This is a genomic window from Paracoccus sp. S4493, assembly GCF_000967735.1.
GTDB lineage: Bacteria > Pseudomonadota > Alphaproteobacteria > Rhodobacterales > Rhodobacteraceae > Paracoccus > Paracoccus marcusii.
Map to the genome: position 1 here is coordinate 1 of NZ_JXYF01000064.1, position 12,283 is coordinate 12,283.

At 69.3% G+C, this 12,283-nt stretch carries 17 protein-coding genes and 1 tRNA gene; 9 read left to right on the forward strand and 9 right to left on the reverse strand.

The features are described 5' to 3' along the window. From TW83_RS10440 to TW83_RS10465, 6 genes are all read left to right on the forward strand, one after another. On the forward strand, window positions 1–320 hold a 320-nt coding region (locus tag TW83_RS10440; protein WP_045982717.1), incomplete at its 5' end, for an SPOR domain-containing protein. Window positions 321–324: 4 nt separating this feature from the next. Then, window positions 325–1,302: a glycoside hydrolase family 3 N-terminal domain-containing protein gene (locus TW83_RS10445; RefSeq protein ID WP_045982767.1), complete on the forward strand. Its 978-nt coding sequence runs from the start codon at window positions 325–327 to the stop codon at window positions 1,300–1,302. A gap of 49 nt (window positions 1,303–1,351) precedes the next feature. Then, window positions 1,352–2,158, forward strand: coding sequence for a ScpA family protein (locus TW83_RS10450; protein ID WP_045982718.1), 807 nt, complete (start codon window positions 1,352–1,354; stop codon window positions 2,156–2,158). Next, window positions 2,142–2,780: an SMC-Scp complex subunit ScpB gene (scpB, locus tag TW83_RS10455; protein ID WP_045982719.1), complete on the forward strand. Its 639-nt coding sequence runs from the start codon at window positions 2,142–2,144 to the stop codon at window positions 2,778–2,780. The genes TW83_RS10450 and scpB overlap by 17 nt, the downstream gene beginning before the upstream one ends. 3 nt (window positions 2,781–2,783) lie before the next feature. Next, window positions 2,784–3,017, forward strand: coding sequence for a hypothetical protein (locus TW83_RS10460; protein ID WP_045982720.1), 234 nt, complete (start codon window positions 2,784–2,786; stop codon window positions 3,015–3,017). Between the two features lie 38 nt (window positions 3,018–3,055). Beyond that, window positions 3,056–4,174 (forward strand): RNA methyltransferase, encoded by a 1,119-nt coding sequence (locus TW83_RS10465; protein WP_045982721.1) that lies wholly within the window; start codon window positions 3,056–3,058, stop codon window positions 4,172–4,174. Here the strand turns inward: TW83_RS10465 and TW83_RS10470 are convergent. The 4 genes from TW83_RS10470 to ihfA all read right to left on the reverse strand — a co-directional run bounded on the left by TW83_RS10470 (window position 4,171) and on the right by ihfA (window position 6,280). Continuing rightward, complete coding sequence (locus tag TW83_RS10470) at window positions 4,171–5,241, reverse strand: 2'-deoxycytidine 5'-triphosphate deaminase (protein ID WP_045982722.1); 1,071 nt, start codon at window positions 5,239–5,241, stop codon at window positions 4,171–4,173. The genes TW83_RS10465 and TW83_RS10470 overlap by 4 nt on opposite strands. Before the next feature lie 72 nt (window positions 5,242–5,313). Beyond that, window positions 5,314–5,391: transfer RNA gene (locus TW83_RS10475), tRNA-Pro, on the reverse strand. 79 nt (window positions 5,392–5,470) lie between these two features. Further along, entirely contained in the window at window positions 5,471–5,962 is a 492-nt protein-coding gene (locus tag TW83_RS19385) for a MerR family transcriptional regulator (RefSeq protein ID WP_052714833.1), read from the reverse strand. 15 nt (window positions 5,963–5,977) lie between these two features. Next, window positions 5,978–6,280, reverse strand: coding sequence for an integration host factor subunit alpha (gene ihfA, locus TW83_RS10485; protein WP_042251331.1), 303 nt, complete (start codon window positions 6,278–6,280; stop codon window positions 5,978–5,980). A 185-nt stretch (window positions 6,281–6,465) separates the two neighbouring features. On the opposite strand from ihfA, the gene TW83_RS10490 reads away from it, so the two are divergent. Then, a complete protein-coding gene (locus TW83_RS10490; RefSeq protein ID WP_045982769.1) occupies window positions 6,466–6,741 on the forward strand; it encodes a DksA/TraR family C4-type zinc finger protein in 276 nt (91 codons plus the stop codon). A gap of 1 nt (window position 6,742) precedes the next feature. Here the strand turns inward: TW83_RS10490 and TW83_RS10495 are convergent, their stop codons facing one another. The 4 genes from TW83_RS10495 to TW83_RS10510 form a co-directional block, all read right to left on the reverse strand. Beyond that, the gene (locus tag TW83_RS10495) at window positions 6,743–7,717 is read right to left on the reverse strand and encodes a beta-ketoacyl-ACP synthase III (protein ID WP_045982723.1); all 975 of its coding nucleotides are present in this window, start codon (window positions 7,715–7,717) and stop codon (window positions 6,743–6,745) included. Further along, the gene (gene plsX, locus TW83_RS10500) at window positions 7,714–8,820 is read right to left on the reverse strand and encodes a phosphate acyltransferase PlsX (protein WP_045982724.1); all 1,107 of its coding nucleotides are present in this window, start codon (window positions 8,818–8,820) and stop codon (window positions 7,714–7,716) included. Before plsX ends, TW83_RS10495 begins: the two co-directional genes overlap by 4 nt. 19 nt (window positions 8,821–8,839) lie before the next feature. Beyond that, complete coding sequence (gene rpmF / locus TW83_RS10505; protein ID WP_042251337.1) at window positions 8,840–9,046, reverse strand: 50S ribosomal protein L32; 207 nt, start codon at window positions 9,044–9,046, stop codon at window positions 8,840–8,842. A gap of 241 nt (window positions 9,047–9,287) precedes the next feature. Beyond that, entirely contained in the window at window positions 9,288–9,824 is a 537-nt protein-coding gene (locus TW83_RS10510) for a DUF177 domain-containing protein (protein ID WP_045982725.1), read from the reverse strand. Between the two features lie 122 nt (window positions 9,825–9,946). Between TW83_RS10510 and bamE the strand changes: the two genes are divergently transcribed. Beyond that, the gene (gene bamE, locus TW83_RS10515; RefSeq protein ID WP_045982726.1) at window positions 9,947–10,396 is read left to right on the forward strand and encodes an outer membrane protein assembly factor BamE; all 450 of its coding nucleotides are present in this window, start codon (window positions 9,947–9,949) and stop codon (window positions 10,394–10,396) included. Between the two features lie 23 nt (window positions 10,397–10,419). Here bamE and TW83_RS10520 read toward each other — a convergent pair whose 3' ends face one another. Beyond that, window positions 10,420–11,430 (reverse strand): serine hydrolase, encoded by a 1,011-nt coding sequence (locus TW83_RS10520; RefSeq protein ID WP_045982770.1) that lies wholly within the window; start codon window positions 11,428–11,430, stop codon window positions 10,420–10,422. A gap of 100 nt (window positions 11,431–11,530) precedes the next feature. Between TW83_RS10520 and TW83_RS10525 the strand changes: the two genes are divergently transcribed. Then, window positions 11,531–12,265: an SseB family protein gene (locus tag TW83_RS10525; RefSeq protein WP_045982727.1), complete on the forward strand. Its 735-nt coding sequence runs from the start codon at window positions 11,531–11,533 to the stop codon at window positions 12,263–12,265. Window positions 12,266–12,283 lie beyond the last annotated feature (18 nt).

A 12,283-nucleotide genomic window follows, 5' to 3' on the forward strand; every position in this document is an offset into this window, starting at 1 on the left:
CCCCGGCGCCGGCCCCCGACCGTCCCGCGGCAGCACCCACGCCGGCCTCGGCACCCGCCGCAGCGCGCAGCGCCAGCGGTCCCGTCGTGCAGGTCGGCGCGTTCGACAGCGACTCCATCGCCAATGGCGAGTGGCAGCGGCTGGCGGGACGCAATGGCGGCCTGTTCTCGGGCAAGTCGCCGGTCATCCAGGAACATCAGTCGAACGGCCGCACCTTCTGGCGGCTGCGGGTCGCGGGCTTTGATTCGCTGTCCGAGGCGCGGCAGTTCTGTTCCGCGCTGCAATCCTCGGGGACCGACTGCCTGGCGCTTGGCGGCTGAGGCCGTGCAGAACGCAACCATTCTGGGCGGCGTCGGTGGCCTGTCCCTGACGCCGGACGAGGCCGCGTTCTTTCGCGAGGCCGACCCCTGGGGCTTCATCCTGTTCGGACGCAATGTCGACGCGCCCGATCAGCTGCGCCGCCTGACCGCGCAGCTGCGCGAGGCCGTGGGCCGCGACTGCGTGATCACCATCGACCAGGAGGGCGGGCGTGTGCAGCGCATGCGCGCGCCCCATTGGACCGACTGGCCGGCGCCGCTGGACCAGGCGCGGGCGGGACCGCAGGCGATGTGGCTGTACTATCACCTGATCGGGCAGGAGCTGCGGGCCGTGGGAATCGATTCGAACTGCGCCCCCACGCTGGACGTGGCGCAGGACAGGACGCATCCCTTCCTGCGCAAACGCTGCCTGGGCACCGACCCTGACCGCGTGGCCGAACTGGGCCGCGCGGCGGCGGACGGGTTGTTGGCCGCGGGCGTTCTGCCGGTGGTCAAGCACATGCCGGGCCATGGCCGCGCACAGGTCGACAGCCATCACGGCCTGCCCGTGGTCGACGCGACCGAGGCCGAACTGGACGCGGTCGATTTCGCGCCGTTCCGGGCACTGAACGATCTGCCGATGGGCATGACCGCGCATATCCGCTTTCCGGCGCTGGATGATAGGCCCGCCACGGCCTCGCGCCGGATGATCGGGCTGATCCGTGACCGGATCGGGTTCGACGGCCTGCTGATGACCGACGACATCACGATGAACGCGCTGTCGGGGACGCAGGCCGAACGCGCGGCCGCATCCATCGCGGCGGGCTGCGATCTGGTGCTGCATTGCAACGGCACGATCGACCAGATGGCGCCTGTGGTCGAGGCCGCCGGTCCGATGACGCGGGACGCCATGCGCCGCGCCGACGCCGCCCTGACCCGCAGACAGACCCCGGCACAGGCCGACATCGCCGCCCTGACCGATCAGTGGCGGGTGCTGAGCGCTTGACAGGCAGGCGCGGGGGCATGACCCTTTGCGCCCGTGCCAAGGAGGCTTCGTGGCCAGCCAGGTTCCTTATCTTCAGCCGGTCGCCGATGCCGATGTCGCGCAGCGGCGCGCGGACGAGGCGCTGATCGTCGATGTCGACGGCTATGAGGGGCCGCTGGACCTGCTGCTGACGCTGGCGCGCACGCAAAAGGTGGATCTGCTCAAGATTCGGGTGCTGGACCTGGCCGAACAGTACCTGGCCTTTGTCGAGAAGGCCCGCGCCCTGCGGATCGAGCTTGCGGCCGACTATCTGGTCATGGCCGCCTGGCTGGCCTTCCTGAAATCCCGCCTGCTGCTGCCCCCCGATCCCGAGGCCGAAGGCCCCTCGGCCCAGGACATGGCCGCCCATCTGGCCTTCCAGCTGGAGCGTCTGGCCGCGATGCGGCAGGCGGCGGCGCAGCTGATGGGCCGCGACCGGCTTGGCCTGTCGCGCTTCGCCCGCGGCGCCCCCGAAACCGTCGCGCGCACCCGCCGCACCCAATGGCAGGCGGGGCTGATCGACCTGATGCGCGCCTATGCCCGGCTCAAGACGCGCGACGAGTTCCGCCCCTATGCGTTCGACCGGCATGACATCTTCACGATGGAACAGGCGCTGGACCGGTTGCGGCGGATGATCGGGTTCACCGGCCAGTGGACCGACCTGTCGGTGTTCCTGCCCGACGGCTGGTCGGACGACCCAAAGCGGCGGCGCAGCGCCACCGCCGCGACCTTTGCCGCCTCGCTGGAGCTTGCGCGCCAGGGCCGGCTGGAGATACGGCAGGCACAGACCTTCGCGCCCATCCATTACCGGCAAAAGTCCCATGACGACCACAGCTGACCCCACCTCTCTGGCGCTGGACGAACAGGCCCGCATGGTCGAGGCGATCCTGTTCGCGGCCGTGCAGCCGATGAGCCTGCGCGATCTGACCGCGCGGATGCCGCAGGGCTGCGACCCGGCCGCGGCGGTGGCCCGGCTGCGCGCCACCTATCAGGGGCGCGGCGTGGTCTTGGAACGCATCGGCGACGCCTATGCCTTTCGGACCGCGCCCGACCTGTCGTTCCTGATGCAGACCGAGACGGTGGACACCCGCCGCCTGTCGCGCGCCGCCATCGAGACCTTGGCGATCATCGCCTATCATCAGCCGGTCACCCGGACCGAGATCGAGGAGGTGCGCGGCGTCGCCCTCAGCCGTGGCACGCTGGACCAGCTGATCGAGATGGAATGGGTGCGTGTCGGCCGCCGCCGCATGACGCCCGGCCGTCCCGCGACCTATATCGTGACCGAGGCGTTTCTGGACCATTTCGGCCTGGAATCGGCGCGCGATCTGCCCGGGCTTGCGGAACTGCGCGCGGCGGGGTTGCTGGAATCGCGCCCGCCCGCCGATGGTCTGGGCCTGCCCCTTGTCGGCGGGGATGCGGACCCCGATATCGACCCCGAAGAGTTGTTCGAGGATGAGTAAGCGATGAACGCCAACCAGCTGATCAGCATGTTCACCCGCCTTGTCGCGCGCCGTGCGGTGACCTGGGGCATCAACAAGGGGCTGGGCACCCTGTCGCGTGGCAAGACCGGGTCCGGCAAGACGGGTTTCGGCAAGGCAGGGTTCGGCAAGGCGGGGTTGGGCAAGCGCCGCAGCGATGCGCAGATGCAGGACCTGGCGCGCAAGATGCGGACCCTGTCGCGGCTGACGCGTCGCTGAGGCTGGGCTTTCCCCGCGACGCGCGCTAGGGCTGCGCGATGGACAACACCCCTTTCGAGATCTTTCTGGTGGCCACCCCCGGCCTCGAGGCGCCGCTGGCGGCCGAGGCCAAGGCCCTTGGCTGGACCGGCGTGATCCAGCCCGGCGGTGTCGCCATCACGGGCGGCTGGACCGATGTCTGGCGCGCGAACCTGATGCTGCGCGGTGCTACGCGCGTGCTGGCCCGCATCGGCGGGTTCCGCGCCATGCACCTGGCCCAGCTGGACAAGCGCGCCCGCAAGTTCCCCTGGGCGGACCTGCTGCCCCGCGACCTGCCCGTGCGGGTCGAGAGCATCTGCCGCGCCTCCCGGATCTATCATGCCGGCGCCGCGACGCAGCGCATCGAACGCGCCATCACCGAAGAACTGGGCGCCCCCCTGGCCACGCCGGAGAATCGCGGCCCGTCGATCACCGTCAAGGCGCGGATCGAGGACGACCTGGTGACCTTCAGCCTGGATACGACCGGCGAATCGCTGCACAAGCGAGGCCACAAGGAGGCCGTCGCCAAGGCCCCCCTGCGCGAGACCATGGCCGCGATGTTCCTGGGCGAGATGGGCTTTGACGGCAGCCAGCCGGTGCTGGACCCGATGTGCGGATCAGGCACATTTGTGCTGGAGGCTGCCGAGATCGCCCTGGGCCTGCTGCCCGGCCGCAGCCGCGGCTTCGCGTTTCAGCGATTTGCGAATTACGACGCAGCTGCATTCGCCACGATGAACGCTGCACCCGCGCCACGTGACCTGCCTGCCCGGTTCCTGGGTTTCGACCGTGACCCCGGCGCGATCCGGATGAGCGAGGCGAATGCCGCCCGTGCGGGCGTGTCCGCGGTGACGCGGTTCCAGGCCGGGCAGGTGACCGACCTGCAGCGCCCCGACGGCCCGCCGGGCATCGTGATCGTGAACCCGCCCTATGGCACCCGGATCGGCAACAAGGGTCCGCTGTTCGGCCTGCACGGCCAGATGGGCACGGTGTTCCGCGATCGGTTCCAGGGGTGGCGCATCGGCATCGTCACGTCCGAGGCCGGACTGGCCAAGGCTACCGCCCTGCCGTGGAAGGCACCGGGTCCGATCGTGGCCCATGGCGGGCTGAAGGTCCGCCTGTGGCAGACCGGGCCGCTTTAGCGGAACTGCTTGGCCAGCTTCAGGCCCTGACCCTGATAGTTCGACCGGATCCCCTCGCCGTACAGGCGCTGCGGGCGGGCGCCCATGCGTTCATAGACCAGGCGGCCGACGGTCTGGCCGTGTTCCAGCACGAAGGGCGCCTCGTGGCAGCGTACCTCGAGGACGCCGCGTGCCCCGTGCCCCTCATCCCCGATACCAAAGCCGGGATCGAAGAAGCCCGCGTAATGGACCCGGAATTCCCCCACCATCGCCAGATAGGGCGCCATCTCGGCCGCGTACTCGGCGGGGATCGCCACCGATTCGCGGCTGACCAGGATATAGAAGGCGCCGGGGTCCAGGATCAGGCGGCCTTCGGTCGTGCGCAGCTCGTCCCAGAACTCGGCCACGGGATAGGCGCCGATGCGGTCCAGATCGATCACCCCGCTATGCGGGCGGGCGCGATAGCCGACCAGATCGCCCTGCGCAGGACGCAGATCGACCGAGAAGCCCAGACCGTGATCGATCAGCACCGGCGCGCCGCCCACCAGCGGCTGATCCGCATGCAGCGCGCTCAGATCGGCGTCCGACAGGACGGCCTGTCCCCGGCGCAGGCGCAGCTGGTTCAGGCGCATGCCGGGCCGCACCAGCACCGAAAAGCTGCGCGGGCAGATCTCGGCGTAAAGCGGTCCGTCGTAACCCTCGGGCAGGCGGTCGAATTCGGTGCCGTCATCGGTCACCAACCGCGTCAGCAGGTCTAGCCGCCCGGTCGATGACTTGGCGTTGGCGACCGCCGACATGCCCGCGGGCAGGGCGATCCGCTCCTGCAGCGGGATCAGGTAGACGCAGCCGCGTTCCAGCACGGCGCCGTCGGACAGGTCCATCTGGTGCATCTGGAAATCGGCCAGCCGGTCCGCGATGCGCCGCCCGCGCCCGGCCAGAAAGCTGGCACGCAGGCGATAGGCGGTGCTGCCAAGCCGCAGGTCCAGGCTGGCGGGCTGGATCTGTTCGGACGTGACGGGGGCATCGGCGCGGATGACGCCTTGGTCGATCAGATCGCGGATATCGCTGTCGGGCAGAACGCCATTCATGTCGCAGGCCCCTGATGCGGGTGGGGGATAAGGGAAACGCCCACCCTTGTGAAAGGATGGGCGTTTTCGGAATGGTCGGGCCGGAGAGATTCGAACTCTCGGCCTTCCGCCCCCCAGACGGACGCGCTAACCAGGCTGCGCCACGGCCCGACGCGCATGCTATAAAGCGATCCGGCAGGCCAGCACAAGGGCCTGGGCGCGGAAAACTTTGACAAATCGCATGCGGGGATCAGGACAGGCTCAACATGGCCTGCGCCAGCCGCATGACGGCAGGCTTGGCGCGCGGCCAGCGGCGATCGGCGGGTGAAATCTGCTGCAGATGGCGCGCCATATCGCTGAGGCGTGCCAGCCAGACGGGCGGTTGCGACGGAGGGCTGACAGGGGCGATGCGCGCGGGTGCGGGGGCAGGTGCGGGTGCACGGGGTGCCGTGTCCGATTGCGGAGAGAGCTGCTGCGCGCCCCGCTTGCGGACGGATTGTCCGCGGTCGATGGCGATCTGGCGAATCGCTCCGCGAATCGTCAGCCCGTCGTCGCGCAGCAGGGCACAGATGCCCGCTGCCATCTCGACATCGGCGGGGCGATAGTAGCGTCTGCCGTCGGGGCGCTTCATCGGCTTCAGCGCCGAGAACTGGGTTTCCCAATAGCGCAGGACATGAGGGGCGACGCCGATCAGGGTCGCCACCTCTCCGATCGACCGGAATGCCTCTGCGCCTTTCGCCATGGGGTCGGGCCGGGGCTATCGCTTGTTTCCGGCTGCCACGCGATCCTTCATCAGGTGCGAGGGCCGGAAGGACAGCACGCGGCGGGGCGTGATGGGCACCTCTTCGCCGGTCTTGGGATTGCGGCCGATCCGCTCGTTTTTGTCGCGCACCGAAAAGGTGCCGAAGGACGAGATCTTGACCTGCTCTCCCTGCACCAGCGCGTCCGAGATGTGGTCCAGCACGCTTTCGACCAGCTGTGCCGATTCGTGACGGGACAGGCCGACGTCACGGAATACCGCTTCGGCCAAGTCCATCCGGGTCAAGGTCTTGTCGCCCATGATTGATCCTCTTGAATGCGGGAAGGATGGTTTGAATTCCCATGGCTGTCAACGAGGCGCGCGGGGAAATCGTTCCCCGCCCGATACTTGTCATGCGCCGGCGCGCCCTTGGACAGGGCATGGCGATTGATTCCGGCGCGATGCTTCCCATCTGTTGAGGACGCAGGATAGCGATGGAGGACAGGATGGCAGGCGGATGGGCCCGCGACGACGCGGTGAACGACCAGATCGATGTCAGCACGGCCGAGGCGATCGCCCGCGCCCGGCTGGCCGCGTCGCGCCGTCAGGCCGGCGACAGCGCACGGGTCTGCGCGGAATGCGATGAACCGATCCCCGAGGCGCGCCGCGCCGCGCAGCCCGGGGTGCAACTGTGCGTGGCCTGTCAGTCGGGCCATGATCGCGCAAAACGGCCCGCGGGCGGGATGAACCGCCGCGCCAGCAAGGATGCGTTGCTGAAATAGCCTACCAGCGCAGGACGACGGCGCCCCAGCTGAGACCGCCGCCGATCGCCTCGGTCACCAGAACCTGGCCCGGCGCGAACCGACCCTGGCCATCGGCGACGGACAGGGCCAGCGGGATCGACGCGGCCGAGGTGTTGCCGTGATCGGCCACGGTCAGCACGACCTTGTCCAGCGGCAGCTGCATCTTCTGCGCGGTGGCGGTGATGATGCGCATGTTCGCTTGGTGCGGGACCAGCCAGTCCACATCGGCAGGCGTCAGCCCGGCACGGTCCAGCGCGGTATGCGCCGTCTTGGCCAGCTTTTCGACCGCGTGGCGGAAGACCAGGTTGCCCTGCATCCGCAGCTGGCCTGCCGTTCCGGTGGAGGACACGCCGCCATCGACATACAGAAGCTCGCGATAGGTGCCGTCGCTGTTCAGGTCGCTGGCCAGGATGCCCCGGTCATCGCTGGTGCCCGCACCGTCCTCAGCCTGCAGGACGACCGCGCCGGCGCCGTCGCCGAACAGCACGCAGGTGCCGCGGTCGGTCCAGTCCATGATCCGCGAGAAGGTCTCGGCCCCGATCACCAGGATGCGGTCGGCCTGGCCCGCGCGAATCATCGCATCCGCATTGGCCAGCGCAAAGACGAAGCCCGCGCAGACGGCCTGCACGTCATAGGCAAAGCCGCGCTTCATCCCCAGACCGGCCTGGACCATGGTCGCGACGGCCGGAAACGTGAAGTCAGGGGTCGAGGTCGCCAGCACGACACCGTCGATGTCGTCTGCGGTCATGCCTGCGCGGTCCAGCGCGGCCTTGGCGGCGCGGATGGCCAGGTCGCTGGTGGTCTGGCCCTCGGCCGCGAAGTGGCGACGCTCGATCCCGGTGCGAGAGCGGATCCATTCGTCGGTGGTGTCCAGCTTGTCCTCGAACCAGCTATTCTCGACGATGCGTTCGGGCAGGTAATGCCCGGTGCCGCAGATGACCGAACGACGCGTCACGACGATGCTCCTGTATCGGTGGCGCTGGCGGATGCCGCGGCACCTTGGGCCACACGGGCGGCCAGGCGGTCCTGGAAGCCCGACTTGGCCAGGGTGAAGGCCAGCTTGATGGCCGCGGACACGCCGGTCGCATCGGCGGAGCCGTGCGATTTCACGACCGTGCCGTTCAGGCCCAGGAAGATGCCGCCGTTCACGCGGCGCGGGTCTATCCGCTTCTGCAGGCGCTTGAGCGAGCTCATGGCCAGGACGGCCGCAAATTTTGACATGATCGAATTCGAGAAGGCGTCCTTGAGGAAGTCGCCGACCAGCTTGGCGGTGCCTTCCCCGGTCTTCAAGGCGACATTGCCGGTGAATCCGTCGGTGACGATCACATCCACGCGGTCGGACGGCAGATCGCCACCCTCGACGAAGCCGACATAGGTATAGCTGCCGGCGGCGGCCTGCTCGATCATCTCGTGGGCCTGCTTCAGTTCGGCGCGGCCCTTGTGTTCCTCGGTGCCCACGTTCAGCAGGCCGACGCGCGGCATGGGCAGGCCCAGGCCGTTGCGCGCATAGGATGCCCCCATCAGGGCATATTGCAGCAGGTCATGCGCATCGGCGCGGATGTCCGCGCCCACGTCCAGCATGATGTTGAACCCTTGGGGGTTGCGCGACGGCCACAGGCAGGCGATGGCCGGCCGGTTCACGCCCGGCAGCTTGCGCAGGCGCATCATCGACAGCGCCATCAGCGCGCCGGTGTTCCCGCAGGACACGGCGACCTGCGCCTCTCCAGCCTTGACCGATTCCAGCGTGGACCACATCGACGTGCCCTCGCCCTTGCGCAGGACCTGGCTGGGCTTGTCATGCATCGTCACCACGCCCGCGGCATGGCGGATGTCGCAGCGACCCGCCAGCACTTTGCGGCGCGCGATCAGACCCGCAAGCTCTGCCTCGTCGCCATGGACGATGAAGCGGATCTCGGGGTTCTTCTCGGCGCTTTCGGCCATGCCTGCGACGACGACGGCGGGGCCGCGGTCGCCACCCATGGCGTCAACCGATATCACCACGCTGCCCCCGGATTCGGGGACGCGCGGTGTCGGCGTGCTCGCGGAGGGGACGGACATCAGGACGGGCGCGCCGGAATCAGGCCGCGTCGTCGTCCAGGTCGATCTCGTTCGCCTTCGCGATCACTTCGCGGTCGGCGTAGTGGCCGCAGGACGGGCAGACGTGATGCGGGCGCTTCAGCTCGCCGCAGTTGGAGCATTCGTTCGGGTTGCCCGCGACCAGCGCATCATGCGCACGGCGCATGTTGCGCTTGGACCGGGTTACGCGATTCTGAGGGACAGCCATGTCACCACCTCGGTTGTCAGGGTGCGGCGCCAGAACGCGATCACACCAGATTTGAATTCGTAAATGAACCGCGCAGATACGCCATGACGACCGCGCCCGCAAGCCCCGAAGGCCAGGGGACGGCCGCAAACGCACCGCACATGGCCCCCCTTTGCCGCGAACGGGCCACGATTGCGCCCCCCGGCGGCGGGTTCGGGCGCATTTCGCGCCCGCCTGTGGCCCGATGGCCACGCAGCCCGGGTCAGGATTCGCCGTCCTTGCCGCCCAGCAGCTTGTCCAGCCCGGCAAAGGGACGTCGTGTGTCGCCGGCGGCATCGTCGTCGGCCGCCGCGGCCTGCGGCAGGCTTGCCCCCTCGGCCCGCGGATAGGCGGGCAGGGCCAGCGACAGGGCCTCGACCATGATCGCGGTCAGGTCGATGAAGTTGCCAAGGGGTTCCAGCGTCTCGTCCGGCATCTCGATCTCGTCGCCCTCGGGGGCGGCCACATGCGGAGAGAACTGGATGCGGACCGGTTCCGAGATGTCGGTGCGCACGGGCTTCAGCGTGATGACGCAGGGTTGCGTTACCCGCGCGGCCAGCGTCGCCGTCAGCAGCCAGCTGTCGGTGCCATGCGCGCGCAGCGTGCCGCGAAAGTCCAGGCGCGTCAGCGCGTCCAGTCCCAGCTCGGCCGCCAAGGCCTCCCGCACGCCTTCGTCGGGGCGCAGATGAAAGGTCGTCGGCGCGTTCGGGTTCAGATGCGCGACGCGCAGCCGCTGCGGATGCGATTCGGGGGTGATCATGTCGGGCCTTTGTCGATGCGGCGCGGGGCGCGTGACCCCGAGGATTGATATTCTTGAGCAGGGTGGCCGAGTTTGCTAGGCAGGGCGGGCCGCGTCAACCGCCCCAAGGAGGGAACCCGCCCATGTCCGCCATCAGAAGCCTGATGACACTGGCGTTTCTGGCTGTCCTCGGGCTTGCCGCCTGTGCACCCATCGAACGGAACCACGGATACGTCCCCCCCGATCTGGAGCTGGCGCAGGTCGTGCCGGGGCAGACCACGATGGAGGAACTGCCCGGCCTGATCGGTCGCCCGTCGGCCCAGGGCCTGCTGACCGGGTCCGGCTGGTACTATGTCGGATCGCGCTGGCGCCGCCTCGGCCCAGCCGCCCCGCGCGAGATCGACCGCAAGGTCGTCGCCATCTCGTTCGCGCCCACCGGCGTGGTCAGCAATGTCGAGACCTTTGGCCTGGAACGCGGCCGCGTGGTCAGCCTGTCGCGCCGCGTGACCGACGGCAGCGTGACCGACATCTCGTTCATCGGACAGCTTCTGGGCAACCTGGGCAACTTCCAGGCCGGCGACTTCGTCGACTGACGGCGCAGGCCGCGCGCGGTCGCCTAGACCGCGCCGGCCAGCTGTTCCGCCAAGCGGTGCAGGTCATCGCGGTGCCCGGTGCGCCCCGACGGCAGGTCCGGGTCCGACGTCATCGCGATGGACAGCGCCGACTGGCGCCGCGTCGCGGGGAACACATAGACCATCTGCCCGCCATAGCCCCAGCCATAGCGCACGTCCCGCCCGGCCATCCGCCCCAGGAACCAGCCATAGCCGTATCCATGGCCGCTGAAGATGCTGGAGGTGCGGCGCCGCCAGCTTTCGTCGATCCAGGCCGCGGGGACGACCTGTTGCCCGCCCGCCCGACCGCCCCGCGCGTATGTCGCACCGAAGGCCAGCAGCGACCGGGTGCTCATCGCCATCTGGTTGCCGCCCAGATAGATGCCCTGCGGATCGCGGTCCCATCCGGTGATGCGAAATCCGGTAATGGGCGACAGCCAGTCGCGTGCGACGTCCAGCAGCGGGCGGCCGGTGACGCGGGTCAGGATCGCCGCAACCAGATGCGTCGATGCGGTCGAATACTGCATCCGCGTGCCGGGATCCTGGACGAAGGGCGCGGCCAGCGCGCTGCGCACCCAGTTCGGGCTGCTGACCCATCGGCCGTAATTCTGTCCCGACTGGCGTTCCAGCCCGGCCTGCATCGACAGCAGGTTGCCCAGGGTGACGCGTGCCAGCCGCGGGTCGGCCGATGCGGGCAGGTCGCTGCGCAGCAGCGGTGCGATGGGCTGATCCGCGCTCTCCAGCAGGCCGCGGCCGATGGCGATGCCCGCCAGCGCCGACACTACCGATTTCGACGCCGACTTGATGTTCGTCGGGCTGTCCGGCGTAAAGCCGTGATAGCCCTGGGCCGCCACTTCCACCCCCTGTGCGCCGTCGTCCTGCCACAGGGCGATGGCGCGCAGGGGCGGCATCGATCCGGCCTGCGACAGCAGGGGGGCCAGGCTAGCGCGGGCGATGCGGGGGGCTGCCAGCAGGGGCAGGGCGGCGGCGGTCAGGATCAGGGCGCGTCTTTTCATGCGCACAATATGGGGCGGGGGGCCGGGCATGGGCAATCACGCTTGCGTGGGCACGGCGCGGGCTTTACCGCTTGGCCAGCCAATTCGGAAAGGCCCGACCATGAGCGCGCTGGATGATCTTGCCCCCGTCCCGTTCCACGACGCGGATGCGCCGCAGCGGGCGCGGATGCTGTCGCGGCTGGCGGATACCGAACTGACCGTGGCCCTGATGCGCGAGCCGGTGCATGACCAGGTCGAGTTGCAGATCTTCGATCTGGACGGCGCGCGCGTCGCTCTGGCCTGCGATGCCGAGGATCGGCTGGCGGATTTCTTTGGCCATCCCGTGGCTTACGCGGCGCTGCCGGGGCGGGTGCTGGCGGGACTGCTGAATGCGGACGGCGCGGGGTTGCTGGTCAATCCCGGCCACCCGTCCGAGATGCTGCTGGACAGCGGCATGCTGGAGTGGCTGACCGGTGCGCTGGATGCCGCCCCTCAGGAGGGCCAGGCCCGGCTGCGCCTGACCGCGCCCGACCCGCAGGTGGCGCAGGTCTTGGCCGATCCGCTGGCCGAACGGCTGGCCGACCTGCGCGGACTGGTCGCAGGCGCGGCGCTGGTCGGTGCGTCGGGGGACGGTGCCGGGCATCTCTTGGTCATCACCGGCGCGCCCGTCGACCGCCAGCCGGCCATCGCCAAGGCCCTGGCCGAGGCGCTGGCGTTCCTTCCCGCCCAGCCCGGCGGCGTCGACATCAGCTTTTCGGACGCGCCGCCCCCGGCCGGTGCGCTGCTGTTCGACCTGACGCCCCCCGCGCCCGAGGAACCGGCACCGCGCCCGAAAGGCCCCCCGATCCTGCGCTGACCGGGCAAGTGCGGTTGC

Coding starts and splice junctions, on each gene's coding strand:
- TW83_RS10490 (WP_045982769.1), top strand. CDS start 6,466: ATGGCAGGCGGATGGGCCCGCGACGACGCGGTGAACGACCAGATCGAT.
- scpB (WP_045982719.1), top strand. CDS start 2,142: ATGACGACCACAGCTGACCCCACCTCTCTGGCGCTGGACGAACAGGCC.
- TW83_RS10520 (WP_045982770.1), bottom strand. CDS start 11,430: ATGAAAAGACGCGCCCTGATCCTGACCGCCGCCGCCCTGCCCCTGCTG.
- TW83_RS10510 (WP_045982725.1), bottom strand. CDS start 9,824: ATGATCACCCCCGAATCGCATCCGCAGCGGCTGCGCGTCGCGCATCTG.
- TW83_RS10460 (WP_045982720.1), top strand. CDS start 2,784: ATGAACGCCAACCAGCTGATCAGCATGTTCACCCGCCTTGTCGCGCGC.
- TW83_RS10465 (WP_045982721.1), top strand. CDS start 3,056: ATGGACAACACCCCTTTCGAGATCTTTCTGGTGGCCACCCCCGGCCTC.
- ihfA (WP_042251331.1), bottom strand. CDS start 6,280: ATGGGCGACAAGACCTTGACCCGGATGGACTTGGCCGAAGCGGTATTC.
- plsX (WP_045982724.1), bottom strand. CDS start 8,820: ATGTCCGTCCCCTCCGCGAGCACGCCGACACCGCGCGTCCCCGAATCC.
- TW83_RS19385 (WP_052714833.1), bottom strand. CDS start 5,962: ATGGCGAAAGGCGCAGAGGCATTCCGGTCGATCGGAGAGGTGGCGACC.
- rpmF (WP_042251337.1), bottom strand. CDS start 9,046: ATGGCTGTCCCTCAGAATCGCGTAACCCGGTCCAAGCGCAACATGCGC.
- TW83_RS10525 (WP_045982727.1), top strand. CDS start 11,531: ATGAGCGCGCTGGATGATCTTGCCCCCGTCCCGTTCCACGACGCGGAT.
- TW83_RS10470 (WP_045982722.1), bottom strand. CDS start 5,241: ATGAATGGCGTTCTGCCCGACAGCGATATCCGCGATCTGATCGACCAA.
- bamE (WP_045982726.1), top strand. CDS start 9,947: ATGTCCGCCATCAGAAGCCTGATGACACTGGCGTTTCTGGCTGTCCTC.